Annotated in this window: 12 protein-coding genes; 5 read left to right on the top strand and 7 right to left on the bottom strand. The window is 48.8% G+C overall.

Features of this window, described 5'->3' with window-relative positions:
* Positions 1 to 132: 132 nt before the first annotated feature.
* From glyA to EHQ17_RS13360, 6 genes are all read right to left on the bottom strand, one after another.
* Positions 133 to 1,380 (bottom strand): serine hydroxymethyltransferase, encoded by a 1,248-nt coding sequence (gene glyA / locus EHQ17_RS13385; protein WP_135592145.1) that lies wholly within the window; start codon positions 1,378 to 1,380, stop codon positions 133 to 135.
* Between the two features lie 41 nt (positions 1,381 to 1,421).
* Positions 1,422 to 2,303 (bottom strand): lipoate--protein ligase family protein, encoded by an 882-nt coding sequence (locus EHQ17_RS13380; protein ID WP_135592143.1) that lies wholly within the window; start codon positions 2,301 to 2,303, stop codon positions 1,422 to 1,424.
* A 51-nt stretch (positions 2,304 to 2,354) separates the two neighbouring features.
* Positions 2,355 to 3,473 (bottom strand): SH3 domain-containing protein, encoded by a 1,119-nt coding sequence (locus EHQ17_RS13375; protein ID WP_167881210.1) that lies wholly within the window; start codon positions 3,471 to 3,473, stop codon positions 2,355 to 2,357.
* A gap of 53 nt (positions 3,474 to 3,526) precedes the next feature.
* Positions 3,527 to 4,126: a GNAT family N-acetyltransferase gene (locus tag EHQ17_RS13370; protein WP_135592274.1), complete on the bottom strand. Its 600-nt coding sequence runs from the start codon at positions 4,124 to 4,126 to the stop codon at positions 3,527 to 3,529.
* 14 nt (positions 4,127 to 4,140) lie between these two features.
* Positions 4,141 to 4,365 carry a hypothetical protein gene (locus EHQ17_RS13365; protein WP_135736195.1) on the bottom strand — a complete coding sequence of 75 codons (225 nt, stop codon included), beginning with the start codon at positions 4,363 to 4,365 and terminating at the stop codon, positions 4,141 to 4,143.
* A 194-nt stretch (positions 4,366 to 4,559) separates the two neighbouring features.
* On the bottom strand, positions 4,560 to 5,378 hold the full coding sequence (locus EHQ17_RS13360; protein ID WP_135592139.1) for a rhomboid family intramembrane serine protease: 819 nt from the start codon (positions 5,376 to 5,378) through the stop codon (positions 4,560 to 4,562).
* A 106-nt stretch (positions 5,379 to 5,484) separates the two neighbouring features.
* Here EHQ17_RS13360 and EHQ17_RS13355 point away from each other — a divergent pair, with 106 nt between their 5' ends.
* The 5 genes from EHQ17_RS13355 to EHQ17_RS13335 all read left to right on the top strand — a co-directional run bounded on the left by EHQ17_RS13355 (position 5,485) and on the right by EHQ17_RS13335 (position 14,444).
* Entirely contained in the window at positions 5,485 to 6,441 is a 957-nt protein-coding gene (locus EHQ17_RS13355; protein ID WP_135592137.1) for an MBL fold metallo-hydrolase, read from the top strand.
* Positions 6,441 to 8,879 (top strand): penicillin-binding protein 1A, encoded by a 2,439-nt coding sequence (locus tag EHQ17_RS13350; RefSeq protein ID WP_135592272.1) that lies wholly within the window; start codon positions 6,441 to 6,443, stop codon positions 8,877 to 8,879. The genes EHQ17_RS13355 and EHQ17_RS13350 overlap by 1 nt, the downstream gene beginning before the upstream one ends.
* 103 nt (positions 8,880 to 8,982) lie before the next feature.
* Positions 8,983 to 10,236, top strand: coding sequence for a 2-oxoglutarate dehydrogenase complex dihydrolipoyllysine-residue succinyltransferase (gene odhB, locus EHQ17_RS13345; protein ID WP_135592135.1), 1,254 nt, complete (start codon positions 8,983 to 8,985; stop codon positions 10,234 to 10,236).
* Between the two features lie 13 nt (positions 10,237 to 10,249).
* Entirely contained in the window at positions 10,250 to 11,653 is a 1,404-nt protein-coding gene (gene lpdA, locus EHQ17_RS13340) for a dihydrolipoyl dehydrogenase (protein ID WP_135592133.1), read from the top strand.
* 28 nt (positions 11,654 to 11,681) lie between these two features.
* A complete protein-coding gene (locus tag EHQ17_RS13335) occupies positions 11,682 to 14,444 on the top strand; it encodes a 2-oxoglutarate dehydrogenase E1 component (protein ID WP_135592131.1) in 2,763 nt (920 codons plus the stop codon).
* Positions 14,445 to 14,768: 324 nt separating this feature from the next.
* Here the strand turns inward: EHQ17_RS13335 and EHQ17_RS13330 are convergent, their stop codons facing one another.
* Positions 14,769 to 15,629 carry a hypothetical protein gene (locus EHQ17_RS13330; protein WP_135592129.1) on the bottom strand — a complete coding sequence of 287 codons (861 nt, stop codon included), beginning with the start codon at positions 15,627 to 15,629 and terminating at the stop codon, positions 14,769 to 14,771.
* Positions 15,630 to 15,734 lie beyond the last annotated feature (105 nt).

The raw sequence follows: 15,734 nt of genomic DNA, 5'->3' as shown, positions 1-15,734 counted from the left end.
GAACCCCGATTCGTATTTTCTGTGTTATGCGGGATCTAGTTGCCGTAAGAGGCGCGGCGGAACGCCGCGCCTCTTACGGCCTTTCCGAAACGAGGATCGTTTCGGAAAGGCCGACACGGAGAACGATTTAAATCAATCCAAACGGAAACGATCCATCGGAAATCTCTGAGTCACTTCCTTGACGCCGCCTTTGACCTTGGTTTTATTTTTTTCGTCGTTTGGATGATCGAGAAAATCGCAGATCAGATTTCCTACGATTTCTATATCCGCCGGTTTTAGTCCCCGCGTGGTCAACGCGGGTGTTCCCAAGCGGATTCCCGAGGCGACCGCGGGAGGATTTTCGTCGAAAGGAATCGTGTTCTTGTTCACGGTCACTCCGATTTCGTCCAATCCGTCTGCCGCCTGCGCTCCCGTAAGGCCCTTTACGGAAACGTCCAAAAGTACTAGATGATTGTCGGTTCCCCCGCTGACCACTCTGTAGCCGCGTTTTACGAACACTTCGGCGAGGGTTTTCGCGTTCGCAAGAACCGTCTCGATATAGGTTTTGTATTCCGGTTGAAGCGCCTCTTGGAAGGCCACCGCCTTGGCTGCGATCACGTGCATCAACGGTCCGCCTTGTATGCCGGGAAAAACGCGGGAGTTTAGTACTTTCTCATTTTCTAATGTAGAAAGAATCAACCCGCCCCGGGGTCCGCGTAGGGTTTTGTGTGTGGTGGTCGTCACGAAGTCGAACAAACCTACCGGAGAAGGATGATAACCCGTGGAAACGAGTCCGGAAATATGCGCGATGTCCGCCATCAATTTCGCGCCGACTTCTTTCGCGATTTCCGCGAATTTGGAGAAGTCGATCGTTCTCGCATACGCGGACGCTCCGGCTACGATGAGTTTCGGTTTGTGTTCGCGGGCGAGTTTTGCGATCTCGGAATAATCGATCGTCTCCGTTTTGCGATCGACTCCGTACGGAATCGGTTTGTAGATTTTTCCGCTGACGTTCACCGGAGAACCGTGAGTCAAATGTCCACCGTGCGCGAGGTTCATTCCCAAAAACGAATCTCCCGGTTCTAGACAAGCCAGAAATACCGCCATGTTCGCCTGCGCGCCGGAATGAGGTTGAACGTTCGCGTATTGTGCGCCGAAAAGTTTTTTCGCCCTTTCGATCGCGAGCGTTTCCACGACGTCGGCGTTGTGACAGCCGTTATAATAACGTTTTCCCGGATAACCTTCCGCGTATTTGTTCGTAAGCGTGGAAGTATAGGCTTCCAGAACGGATCTGGAAACGAAATTTTCGGACGCGATCATCTCCAGGTTGTTTTCCTGTCGTTCGTCCTCTTTTTTTAAAGCTGCGAATATCTCTGGATCTGCTTTCGGAAGAAACTGCATTCCTGGCCCTTCTTGTATGGATCGAAGTAGAAGAAACCCGATCAATCCCTGAAGATGAAATCCATCCTAGAGTATTTCTCCGTAAAAAGCCGTTGCGCTTCCCGAAGAACCGTTTTTGAAAATCGGAGATCCCTCTCTGTGTCCATTCTGGAAAGACCCAGAGATTCGGCAAATACATGAGATAAGTCCTGTCCAAATTTTGCGGGGGAAAAATCGGCCGGAAGAGAGGTTACGAAATCGGAATGATTTCGATTCTTTCTATATTCCGGTTCTTCGGGCGGATGTTTGAGAAGCCCCGCGACACGTTTTATGAGAGAAGGTTTTAGAATCAGAGTTCCGTGGTGGACGACCGCGCCTTTTTTTCGGAACTGCGCGTTGCCGGATATTTTTTTTTCGAGTCCGGTTTCGATCACCGCCAGGTCGGATTTTCCTCGGAACATTGCATCTAACGTCTGTTTGGCGAGAGCCCTCTTTACGAGATCGAGAAAGTATTCGTAGGATTCCTTCACTTTGTAGAGTTCCGGTTTTACGTCCAAGGATACGAAGAAGGTGAAGTTCAGATTCTCTTCGGGGTGATGAACTACGGTCCCGCCTCCGCTGGCTCTTCGTACGATTTCCGGAAACTCCCTATTGAAATTTTTTTCTTCTCCGCGTTTCGACGCGGGTTTTCCCGTAAATCGGTTTGCGATTTTTTCGTCGTGATCGATGGAAAAGTAGGAGGTCTCGTTTCCTCGTATGATTTCCGGAAGGATCGTATCCTCCGCTTTTTCGGAAAGACCCAGTACGATGGAGAAGGGGTTTTTCCAAATTCTGAGCCCCGCTCCGTATCCGGAGGAGACGAGATTTATGCCGATCGATTCTTCGATCGCAAGATTGTAAGCGGAGGATCGTTCCGAATTTTGTGTAAAGAGGAATGTGCGCATCGGTTTACAGATTCGGATCCTATTCCCGGCCGCGCAATGAGAATGCTGATTTTAACGGAGATAGGATTCCAACTTTTTCCAGCCTCCCTCGCCGTTCCAAACTCGTTCGCAGTTTTTTTGGTCAGCGGTTACGGCTTCCTTTTTCCATTCTGTAGAACCGCAAGGTCCGTTCGTCGCGGAGGATCGTTTTTCTTTCGGTCCGTTCCGTCGTTCGAGCGTTATCTTGCGGATTTCCACGAGAGCTCCGTCGTTTCCGTAACGAATCTCATGGAGAGATTCTGCCCCCTCAACCAAGTCGATGACGTTGTTTTTGTCGTCTTTGTATTCGCAGTTCGGAATTCTGTAGTAGTGATAGATGATCCCGTTTTTTACGTCGATTCTGTTTCGGACTTCCGCTGTGAGGCTTTCCATCTCTTCTCCGCAGAACGCTTCACGATCCTTTAAGGGAAACGCGATTCTTTGAATCGTATCCTTGACGAAATACAAATTGTAATACTCCTCGTACATTCCGCAACATTCGAAACAATCCGTTTGTCCGGTTACGAGCAGATTCGCTACGGGGATTTTGTGTTTTTGGATCCATTCCGCTTCCGCGAATCCGTTTTTATGGAATTTTCCGTTTTTGGAAAAAAGGACCAGCTTCTGTGATGGATTTTGAATATTCGATTTTTCTTGTATTTGATAGGATCCTATCCTTAAGGTTCGGGCGTCTCGATAGTTTTTTAGGCGGCTTTGGTCTTCCGGCGTTATTTCCTCTACGCCGGTGATTTCCAAACCGATGTCTTTGGAATCGTAGGTTAAAATCGGAAACTCCGCGGTTTGTGATAAGAGAAGATATCCGGAAAACATCCATCCGGTTGTATCGTTTCGGGTCGCTCGGATCCAATATCCGTTTTTTCCGGAGATAGTTTCCAGGGTTTTCGTCTTTTCCAGGATTTCGCCCGATCGGCGGTATTCCACGATTCCGAGCGATTTCGCCTTGACGCTCGGTGTTTCCCGTAGATGCAGACCGGTTTTCGTGATCACTTTGTAGAATTTATGTGCGGGTGTTTCGTCCTTTGCGAAGGAGGTTTTCGGATCCGTTTCCACGTTTAGTTTCGTTTGGTCCGCTCGCGGCGAATTCAAAAAAACGAATATTAGAATCGGTGTAATCGTTTTTCTTATTCGCATGGAAGATTTTCCGTTTTTTTCGTCCCTTTCGTTTGTGCGGTGGGTTTCGGTTTTTACGTGCGTTGTAACTTGAACGTTAGGTGGCTTTTGATCGTCGGCCATTCGTTTCGAATGATGCTATATACTGCAGTGTCGCGTAACGTTCCGTTGGACATCGTTCTATGGTTGCGCAGGATTCCGTCCAGAACCGCCCCCAGTCTTTCGATCGCCTTTCGAGAAGTTTCGTTGAGTCTGTGTGTTCTGAATTCGACCGCGATACATTCCAATCGTTCGAAGGCGTGTTCCAGTAGAAGGTATTTGCATTCCGTGTTCACCGAAGTTTTTTGATAACTTTTGGAATACCACGTCGAGCCGATTTCGAGTCGTCTTTCTCCCTTTTCGAGATTCATGTAACGCGTGCTTCCGATGAATTTACGATCTTTTTTGTGATACACCGCAAAGGGAAGGGAGCGCTGTTGGATTTCCTCGTCGAGTGCTGTTTCGATCCACGGTTTTATTTTTTCCGGAGAAGGCACCGTGGTGAACCAAAGTTTCCAGAGTTCTCCGTCCAATACCGCCTGCGCCAAGGCTTCTGCGTGGTCTTTTTTTAGGGGATGCAGTTCTATCGTTTCTCCGACAAGAACTAGGGGTTCGGGTGGGTAAGAGGATTTTATTTCCATCGTCTTTGTCAATTTCTTGCTTTTCGTTTTTGCGGGAAAGTCGAAATGAGTTTTTCCGTTTGAGTGGGAACGGCTCTGCGGTAGACTGCGATCGGTGTGAGAGTTCCCACGATTCCGTGTTCCCAGAGGAACGGCTCTGCGATAGGCTGCGATCGGTGTGAGAGTTCCCACGATTCCGGTGTTCCCAGAGGAACGGCTCTGCGGTAGGCTGCGATCGGTGTGAGAGTTCCCACGATTCCGGTGTTCCCAGGGGAACGGCTCTGCGGTAGGCTGCGATCGGTGTGAGAGTTCCCACAGTTCCGGTGTTCCCAGAGGAACGGCTCTGCGGTAGACTGCGATCGATGTGAGAGTTCCCACGGTTCCGGTGTTCCCAGGGAACGGCTCTGCGATAGACTGCGATCGGTGTGAGAGTTCCCACACAAAAGATTCATTCCTCCGAATAATAACGGCTGGAGGCCTCTTTCAGGAATTTTTTCTCTTTTCGGGAAAGGGAATCCATTCCCCGTTTGGAGATCTTGTCCAGAAGCAAATCCACTTCCTCCCGTACGTGAATTTTGCGGTTCATCTCTTCTTGCCATTTTTTCATCTTACGTTTTTGAAGATAACGGCTGAGAGAAAAGGAAGCGGGAAGTTTAGGCTTTAGTTTATTATAATAAAAGAAATAAAGACCACCGCCGATCGCGCCGCCGAGATGCGCCATGTGCGCGATGTTTCCGCCCGGCCCCGAAAGGGCGATGACGAGCATCAAAATGACGACCATATACTTCGCCTTAAGGGGAAAAAATCCCATAAACAGAAGTTCCTGGTTGGGCCAAATCAAGGCGAAGGCGATGAGAAGACCGTAAATTCCGCCGGAGGCACCGATAATCGTACCTTGGTGAAAACCCACATTGTGAAGGATCCACGGAAACAACCCTCCCATAAAACAGGAAAAAAGATAAAACTTCAGAAAGTTTCTTCCGCCCCAATGATTCTCCAAAATTGAGCCGAACATCCAAAGCGAAAACAGGTTGAATAGGATATGAAAAAAATTCTGGGTGGAGTGCAAAAAGGAATACGTAAGCAGCTGCCAGACATAGAATCGATGTGTCACCGAATCCGGGGTCATTCCCAAATATACGGTGAGCCAATCTCCCACCGTCCAAGATAAAAGCAGTTGAATTCCGAAAATCGCCGCGTTTACGATCAGTAAAACGCGGACAACGGGAGTCAGTTCCGGACCGATCCGATTATAGGCGCCTGTCATAGGGGAACATGATTCTCTTTTTGAATCCAAAGACAACCGTAAAACGATTTTTCTTTCCTCTCTTCTCTTTGACAGAAAGCAGGTTTCGGAAAATCCTGGGTCCAAGGTGATCATCCAACTCTACGGGACCCGAGGCTCGATTGCGGCCCCTCTTCGTACTCCAGAATACGTTCAAAAACTTTCCCAGGTCTTAGAAATCGTCCGAGACCGCGGGGAAGGCGTTCTTTCCGACATTCAGAAATTTATTTCCGAACTTCCAGAATATCTTACGCACGTCGTGGGCGGAAATACCACCTGTGTTTCCGTGATTTCCTCGTCGGGACAAAAGATCTTGATCGACGGAGGAACCGGGCTTCGCGTCGCGGGGGACGAATGGATGCGGGAGGAATTCGGAAAAGGCCGGGGAAGCGTCGTGTTTTTCTTCACTCACACGCACTGGGATCATATCCAGGGAATTCCCTTTTTTAAACCTCTGTATATCCCCGGCAATACGGCGCACTTTTATTCTCCGTTTCCCGATCTTGAACAACGGTTGGAATTACAACAAGGAGCTTCCTTTTTTCCGATTCCGTTTTCCAAACTGGCTTCTACGAAACTCTTTACCTGTCTTCTTCCCGGCGAAACGTTGGTTTTGGAAGGGGATTGTAAGGTGGACGCGTTTCCGCTCAAACACCCGGGAGGATCCTTTGCGTATCGGTTCCGGGAAAAAGGAAAGACCTTCATCTTCGCCACGGACGCGGAATTTACGGGAGAGGATTTCGCCTCGATTTCGGAGATGAAACCCTTTTTTGCCGATGCGGACCTTCTCGTGTTGGACGCGCAATACACGTTGGACGAATCCTTTCAAAAATTTGACTGGGGACATACCTCGTACACAATGGCCGTAAATTGCGCCGTAGCCTGGAACGTCAAAACTCTGGTTTTGACACATCACGAACCCGCATACGCGGACGACGTTTTGGACATCATTCTCCAGGAAGCGAAAGCGCACGCGGAAGCTCTCGGGAATTCCGCCTTAAAGATCGAACTCGCCTTGGAAGGGAGCCAATATAAACTGTTATGATAAAAAGTATAGGACTACATAGAACTTCGAAAGCCCTGCTCGTCATCGCGCTTTTGGGAGGTCTGTTTTTCGGTTACATTCTTTCGGAAGTGGACGAAGGAGGGGAACTCGCGATGCTCGCTTCCTACCAACCAACCACTCCGACGCGGCTCTACGATATCAACGGGGTCGTTTTCGCGGAACTTTACAAACACAAACAACAACTTCTGAAATATCAGGACATTCCCCCGCACGTGGTTCAGGCGTTTCTTTCCGTGGAGGACAATAACTTTTTTAACCACTTCGGAATCGATTTTATGGCCATTCTCCGCGCGGGAATCGTAAACGTCGTTTCGGGAAGAATCAAACAGGGCGGTTCTACGCTGACCCAACAGCTCGCAAAAACCGTCCTTCAAAACAGAAAACGTTCCTTTGCCAGAAAATTCATCGAAGCCCTTTTTACGCTTCAGATCGAACAGGAATATTCAAAAGAAGAAATATTAGAAATTTATTTTAATCTAATTTATCTCGGTCACGGAACCACGGGGCTCGCTTCCGCGGCGGACGTTTATTTCCAAAAAGACGTAAGCGATTTGGACGTGGCTGAGGCTGCGCTCCTCGCCAGACTTCCCAAGGCTCCGGTTAAGTATTCCCCTTTTAAAAATCCGGCGATTTCCAAAAACGCACATCTCGGAGTTCTACGTCTGATGGCGGAGCAGGGTTATATTCCCTCCGATCAAGTGCAGATCATCCACGACGATTTTTGGAATAAATACTGGCCGGTGGTCATCACTCAATCTCCTTCCCAATCCACTTGGGGAAACCGTTTGAACAAGGCTCCCCACTTCACCGAATACGTCCGTCAAAAATTGGAAAAGGAACTCGGAGAAGACAAGGTTTATACCGGCGGTTTGAAGGTTTATACAACTTTGGATGCGCGTAAACAGGAGATCGCTCAGGAGGAATTGTCCAAGGCGATCAAAAAACACGACGATCTCGTTTCCGGAGTTACGGTCAATTATTCCGGGGGAGCGGATCGCGGTCTCGTGGGTTTGTATTATCTTATGGGCTCCATCTTTCCGGTGGGAATGCCTTTCGTCAGTAAGCTGGATGAGAAGGCGAACTTCCGAGTTGCTCTGGAACGTGAGCTCATCGATGCGGCGGATATTCTTACCATTTTGACTCCGGGAGAAAACGAATCCGCGGCGATTTCCGAATTTCAAAAACAATCGGCGGTTTTCGGTAAAAATTTACACGTAGAAGGGGCGGCGATTACGATCGAACCTTCGACCGGTTACATTCAGACGATGGTAGGAGGATACGAATTCACTCCGAAAAACCAATTCAACCGCGCGACGATGGCGAGACGACAAACCGGATCCGCGTTCAAACCGTTCGTCTACGGAGCCGCCATTCAGGAGCGAGTCGTAGGAAGCGGAACCGGAATTATGGACGCTCCTTTGACCACTTTGACGGAAGAAGGAGAAGGGTGGTCGCCTCAGGATTTCGACGGAGACTTTTTGGGAATGGTTCCGCTTTCCCGCGCACTTTCTCTTTCCCTCAATATCGTTTCGGTGCAGGTGTTCCTACGCACCGGTCCGGATGCGGTCATCGATTTCTCTTCCCGTTTACTCGGGGTCAATCCGACCCGTTTTCCACCGAGTCCGGCGCTTGCGCTCGGGATCGCGGAACTCACTCCTTTGGAAATGGCGCTCGGTTATGCAACGATCGCCAATAACGGAAGAAGGGTGATCCCGTTTTCCGTGCGTTACGTCATCGATCAGAGTGGGAATGTCATCTATAACGAAGAAATCAAGGTTCAAGAAGAATTACAAAGACAGGCCAAGGACGGAAGCATTCAGGTGATCTCGGAAGGGACCGCCTACATTCTCAAAAAAATGCTCACCAACGTGGCGATGGCGGGGACCGCCGCCATGGGACTTCGCGATCCGGACAAGGGAAACTACAGAGGAACCGCCGCCGGAAAAACCGGTTCTACGTCTTCCTTTACGAATGCCTGGTATTGCGGATTCGATCCGAATTATACGACCGTGATCTGGCTCGGTTTTGATAAAAGTTCCATCTCCTTAGGAAGAGGACAGGCGGCTTCGGTTCTTGCGGTTCCGATCTGGGGTAGGATGTACAATCGTTTTTACGGCGGTCAGAATTATCCTTCCTTTGGAGAGGACACAATGCCCGAGGAAGTCCAAGGCGGAGGAACCTGCGCCTACAACGGATTGTCTCCGAAACCGGGAGTATGTCCCGTCACACAAAATCTGACCTTGAAACCGATCACGGTTGCGGGAGTTACGAAAGCCGTCATGGGAAATCGTCAATGCGACGGAGAAAGGGATCACTTTAAGTCCATGGATTTTAGGGAGTTCCTACAAAAAGAATATCAGATTAGTGATGAAGAATTAGGCAAAACCGATCGAAAGTTTAAACCTAGAACGGAATAATCGCGTTTTGGAGAATTTCGTTTACAGAATTTTTTCGTTTATAAGGATTGAAACCGAAGTCGGCGCAAAACGCGCATCCTAAGGCTTTGAAAAGGAATCATTCATGTCTGTAGAAATCAAGGTTCCCGAAATGGGAGAATCGATTACGGAAGCGACCATAGCAAACTGGGTCAAAAAAGAAGGAGAAGCGGTAAAACAAGACGAGATCCTGCTGGAGTTGGAAACCGACAAGGCGACCATGGAAGTTCCAGCCCCTTCTTCCGGAGTCCTTCAAAAAATACACAAAAAGGCCGGAGAAACGGTGAAGGTGAAGGAAATCATCGGGCTCATCGACGCGGCGGCCACCGCTTCCGCACCGTCCCCTTCCTCTTCTCCCTCCGCAACTTCGACTCAAGCTACACAATCTTCTAACAACGGAACCAGCAACGAAACACTTCCTCCCGCGGTCCGCAAATTGATCGAGGACAACGGACTGAGTGCGACTTCGATATCCGGCACCGGTAAAAACGGACAAATCACAAAAGAAGACGTACTCAAAGCGATCGAATCCAAATCTTCCGCAAACGTAGGAACTGCTACTACGGCCAAAGCGGCTCCGACTTCTACGCCTTCTCCCGAAATTCCGAAAGCGATTCCGGTCTCGAGAAGAACGGATCTTCCGAGAGAAACTACGGTTCCTATGACCCGTCTTCGCAAGGTGATCGCGGAACGACTCGTGTCCGCACAACACAACGCGGCTATTTTGACCACGTTCAACGAAGTCGATATGAGCGCCGTGATGGAACTCAGGAACCGTTATAAGGATAAGTTCAAAGAAGCGCATAACGTGGGTCTCGGTTTTATGAGCTTTTTCACGAAGGCCGCCATTCACGCTCTTAAGACGATTCCCGCCATCAACGCAGAAATTCGAGGAAGTGACATCGTATATAAAAATTACTACGACGTAGGAGTCGCGGTCGGAGGACCGAAGGGGCTCGTGGTTCCGATCGTACGGGACGCGGACCTTTTGAGTTTTGCGGGAGTGGAGCAGGAAATTCTCAGATTGGCAAATCGTGTCAAAGACGGAAAGATCGAACTCGCCGAAATGGAAGGCGGAACCTTTACGATCTCCAACGGGGGAATCTACGGTTCGATGATGTCCACTCCGATCCTCAATCCTCCTCAGAGTGGAATTTTAGGACTTCATAATATAGTAAAACGTGCGGTGGTGGTCAACGATCAGATCGTGATCCGTCCGATGATGTATCTCGCGCTTTCCTACGACCACAGAATCGTGGACGGAAAAGAGGCTGTTACATTCCTCGTGAAGGTCAAGGAAGCGATCGAGGATCCGAGCCGTCTTTTACTGGAACTTTAAGGAAAAAGGAATCATGTCAGCAGAATATGACGTAGTCGTGATCGGTGCGGGACCGGGGGGCTACGTTTGCGCCATCCGCTCCGCACAACTCGGTTTAAAAACCGCAATCATCGAAAAAAGAAAAACCCTCGGAGGCACTTGCCTCAACGTGGGTTGTATCCCTTCCAAGGCGCTTTTGGATTCTTCCGAAGAATATCACAAAACGCTCCATAAACTCGACGTCCACGGAATCACCGTCGGCAAGGTCGATCTCGATCTGAACAAACTGATGAACCGCAAAGATCAGATCGTAAAGGAAGTCACCGACGGAGTGGACTTTCTGATGAATAAAAATAAGATCAAACGTTACGAAGGTTTCGGCAAGGTCTTATCCGCTGGAAAAGTGGAAGTCGCATTAAACGACGGAAGCAAGGAAACCCTCAACGCAAAACATATCGTAGTGGCGACCGGATCGGTTCCGATCGATATTCCCGGGTTGACCGTGGACGGAAAAAACGTCATCACCTCCGATCACGCGATCGATATCCGCAAACTTCCCAAAAAGATGATCATCATCGGAGCCGGAGTGATCGGACTAGAACTCGGATCGGTTTGGTCCAGACTCGGAGCCGCGGTCACCGTGGTCGAATTTATGCCGGGACTCATATCCAACGTGGATCGTCAGATGGGCTCGTTGTTAGAACGTTCTTTGACCGCGCAGGGAATGGAATTCTTATTCGAACACAAGGTCAAAGGCGCGAGTACGACTAAGGGCGGAGTCAAAGTTCAGATCGAAGATTCCAAAGGTGTGGCCAAGGAACTCGAAGCGGACGTCGTGCTCGTTGCGGTCGGTCGTAGACCCTTTCTCGAAGGTGTGGGTTTGGAAGAAGCGGGTGTCGCATTGACACCTCGCAAACGAATTCAAATAGACGGACATTTTAAAACGTCCGTTCCCGGAATCTACGCGATCGGGGACGCGGTGGACGGACCGATGCTCGCGCACAAAGCGGAAGAAGAGGGAGTAGCCCTCGCCGAACTTCTCGCGGGACAATCCGGTCACGTCAACTACGACGCGGTTCCTTACGTCATCTATACTTGGCCGGAAATGGCTTGGGTAGGAAAGGGCGAAGAAGAATTAAAAGCGGCAGGAATCGAATACAAAACCGGAAAATCACTCTTTCGACCGAACGCACGCGCAAAAGCGATGAACGAAGCCGAAGGACAAGTCAAAATCTTAGCGGATAAAAAAACGGATAAAATTCTCGGTGCGTTCGTGTTCGGACCGAGGGCTTCGGACATGGTTGCGGAATTGGCGGTGGCGATGGAATTCGGAGCTTCCGCGGAAGACATCGCAAGAAGTTTCCACGCACATCCGACCTTGGCGGAAGTAATCAAAGAAGCGGCGATGGCGGTGGATAAGTGGGCGATCCACGCGTGAGCGCGGTCGTATTAGGTAGGTTTCAACAATGAAGATCGAAAAACTCATGGCGCTTTACGGGGAGAACGGCGCACTCCTCGAAGAACTTTACAATCAGTACAAACTCAACCCCGAAGCGGTGGACAAAGAATGGAAATCCTTCTTTCAAGAAGTGGATTCCAACGGTCTTGCCAACGGAAACGGATATTCGAACGGCAACGGTAAGTCCGCGGTCGCCACTTCCTTTACCGACGCACAGGCGGGTTCGATTCGAGAAATGGGAGTCATCAATCTTCTGAACGCTTACAGAAGACAAGGTCACCTTGCGGCAAAACTCGATCCGTTGGGAATTCAACAACCGAACCGAACGTTCATCGATTCCAAATTGCATAGCATCTCACCTTCGGATTTGGAAACCGTCGTGGACAGCGATACGCTCGGAAGAGTGAAACTCGCGGAGATCGTGGATCTTTTCGAAAAGGTTTATTGTAACACGATCGGAGCCGAACACTTTTATCTCGTAAACGACGAAGAACGCGAATGGCTTCAAAAACAAATGGAATCTCCCGAATTTTTAGCGCCGCTTTCTAAAAATACAAAGCTGAGACTTTTCGAAAAATTATTCCAAGCGGATTACTTCGAAACGTTTCTCGCGAAAAAATACGTGGGTAAAAAAAGATTCTCTCTCGAAGGAGGAGAATCCTTCATTCCTCTTTTGGATACGATCGTAGAAGAAGCCGGACATCACCAAATGGACGGACTTGTGATCGGAATGGCGCACAGAGGACGACTCAACGTTCTCGTGAACATCATCGAAAAACCCGCGTCTCTCATCTTTGCCGAGTTCGAAGAAAAAACCGACAAGGATAACCTGAGTTATGCGGACGTGAAGTATCACCTCGGCTATTCGAACAGCAGAATGACCGCAGCCGGAAAAGAAGTGAAACTTTCTCTGGCGTTCAACCCGAGTCACTTGGAGTGTGTGGATCCTGTCGTAACCGGTTCGGTGCGTGCGCGTCAAACTCTGATCGGAGACAAGGATCGTGCGAAATACATGCCGGTCCTGATTCACGGAGATGCGGCGTTTGCGGGTCAAGGTGTGGTCGCGGAAACTCTCAACCTGATGAACCTCGAAGGTTATACAACCGGTGGAACCTTCCATATCGTGGTCAACAATCAGATCGGATTCACCACACTTCCGGACGAATCCAGATCCACGTTGTATGCAACCGATCTCGCGAAAGGATTCCAAATCCCGATCATCCACGTAAACGGGGACGATCCCGAAGCCGTATATCGAGTGGTTAAACTCGGGATGGAATACCGTCAGAAGTTCAAAAAAGATTTTATCATCGACCTCGTATGTTATAGAAGACTCGGTCACAACGAAACCGACGAACCTGCGTTCACGCAGCCGAAGATGTATGCGACGATCAAAAGCCATCCTCCGACCGTCAATCTCTACGAGAAACGTCTCGTGGAAGAAGGCGACATTGCTCAGGAAGATTTGGACTTCATCAAAAACGGGTCCATGCACGGGCTGGAGGATTCTTTCCAAAGAGCCAAGGAACAGGACGTAAAGATCCGCGTCGATACCATGCAGGGAGTTTGGTCCAAGTTCTCCAAGGTTTCTTTGGATTCCGAACCCGCTACCAAACTTCTCGCGGAGCAGATGCACGGAATCGTTCAGGCTTTGACGAGCGTTCCGCAAGGATTTACTCCGAATTCAAAACTCGTAAAACTTCTCCAGAGCAGAAAGGAAATGGCGGAAGGAAAAATTCCCGTGGATTGGGGATTTGCGGAAGCGCTTTCCTTCGGATCGATTCTCGAAAGCGGATTTAGAATCCGTCTTTCCGGACAGGATTCTCAGAGAGGAACGTTCTCGCATCGTCACGCGGTGTTGGTCGATACGAACACCAACGAGAAATACATTCCCCTCAACCACATTTCGCCTAAGCAGGCGAAGGCGGAGATCATCAACTCTTCGCTTTCCGAGTTTTCGGTGTTGGGCTTTGAATACGGATATTCTCTCGCCGACCCGAACGCCCTCGTGATGTGGGAAGCTCAGTTCGGAGACTTTGCGAACAGCGCGCAGGTGATCTTCGATCAATTTATTTCCAGTTCGGAAGTGAAGTGGCAAAGACTTTCCGGTTTGATTATGCTTCTTCCGCACGGATACGAAGGTCAAGGACCGGAACATTCATCCGCAAGACTCGAAAGATTTTTACAGCTCTGCGCCCTCAACAACATGCAGGTTTGTAACCTTACGACCGCGGCCCAGTATTTTCATCTTTTGAGAAGACAAATGCTCAGGAATTACCGTAAACCTCTCGTGATCGTAACCCCGAAAAGTTTGCTCCGTTTTCCGGCTTCTCTTTCTCCCGTGGAGGATATTCTGCAAGGCGCGTTCCGCGAAATTCTCGTAGACGACGGCGGTTCCAAGCCCGACAAGATCGAAAAAGTGATTTTTTCCGCAGGTAAAGTATATTATGATTTAATGAAATACCGCGACGAAAATAAGATCCAGAATACGGCGCTTGTTCGAGTGGAACAGATTTATCCGTTTCCCGCGAAGGAAATCGAGGCGGCTCTCAAAAAATTCAAGAACGCTAAATCCTTCGTGTGGTGTCAGGAAGAACCGAAAAACCAAGGGGCTTGGTTTTTCGTTCGCGAAAGGATCGAGGATTTGATTCCTTCCAACGTAAGACTTACATATGCGGGAAGACACGAATCTCCTAGTCCAGCGGCAGGCCATATGAAGCTGCATTTGCAGGAACAGGATCAACTCGTTCTGGACGCGTTTCAGGCGTAAGATCTTACGGAGAGAATCCTTCGATTGAGGAATTCTCTCTAAAAGAAAAAGTTTCCGCGGTTTTGTTGAGAGCCCGGAAAATCATAAAAAGCCTGGGGGTGTGTCCTGGGCTTTTTTGTTTTTGAAAAGCGGTTCAGATTTTGTATTTTAGAATTTTCTAATTTAACAATAAAAGACGCACGAGGCCGTTCTTGGATTCGAACGTTCGCTCTTAAAAATAAAAACCCGGGTTAAGATGCGGGTTCTTATTTAAAGGACGACTCGGGTTGTGTCGTATCGATTCGACGAAACGTGTTTTTATGGATTCGGATTCCCGATCCAAATTTACCAGCGGCTTAAAATTTCCTTTTTGGTGAACGGGTTTGCGTCTCCTCTCGGATCGATTGCGGTGTTTGCATCCACTTCCACGGATTTAGGAATTCCATTTTCCGAAATACACAGATCCACGTTATTATCGTTGTCGTCTGTGTCGGCGATTTGGAACGGGGAAGTGACCCAGTTTTTTTTGCCGGAAGTCATTTGGATTCGAAATTTTTTCAGATCGTTGTTCCCCAGTTCCCGACCGTCCAAAGCTCTTACTCCTCCGGCCCAAACGATTCGGACAACGAGAGCGGTCCGGGAACGAGGACAATCGTTTCCTCGTTCCGATTCGTTGTAAGGATACGAACGACCAAAATCGAAATATTCAGCATAACTAATATAGGGTCCTTCGTTCAGGGGTGTTATTCGGATTTTTTGTCCGATAAAATTTTGTCCGTCCCGACTTTTGAGTTCCCCGACGATCGTTATTTCCTTCGGTTCGTTTTCTGGAAAATTTCCGAATTCGCCGATCAAAAGAACGGTTCTTAGTTCGAACGCTTCCAATGCGGGAGCAAACGTAGCGAACGAGGGAAAATGGATTTCCCCTTTTGACGTCAGGATTTGAAAGTCGGAAATGTCCAAAGTTTTCGGATCGATCTCGTGCGAAAATACCAAAGGCATTCCATCCTGACCCGGTGCGCTTCGCCAAAGAGCGACGGATCGGAACGGAAGTGCATTGTCCAATCCGAAAAATGCGGAGAGCAACTTTGCGCTTCTATGTCGATTTACTTCGGGATTCTCCGTAGAAAGCGTTTGCCGGGGAACGGAAACACACATATTTCCCAATAAAATTACGGCGAAAAAAATCGATTTTTTAATTTTCATCGGTCATCTCCTCTTCATCTGTTTCAAACAAACAGTAAAGGATTGTAAACTTTATTCCGTCCAAATTATAACTTCAAACAAGTTTGATTGGAAATCGAATGGAAA

Origin of the sequence: Leptospira gomenensis, from assembly GCF_004770155.1 — a bacterium.
Classification (GTDB): domain Bacteria; phylum Spirochaetota; class Leptospiria; order Leptospirales; family Leptospiraceae; genus Leptospira; species Leptospira gomenensis.
This window is presented reverse-complemented; position numbering and strand designations above follow the sequence as displayed.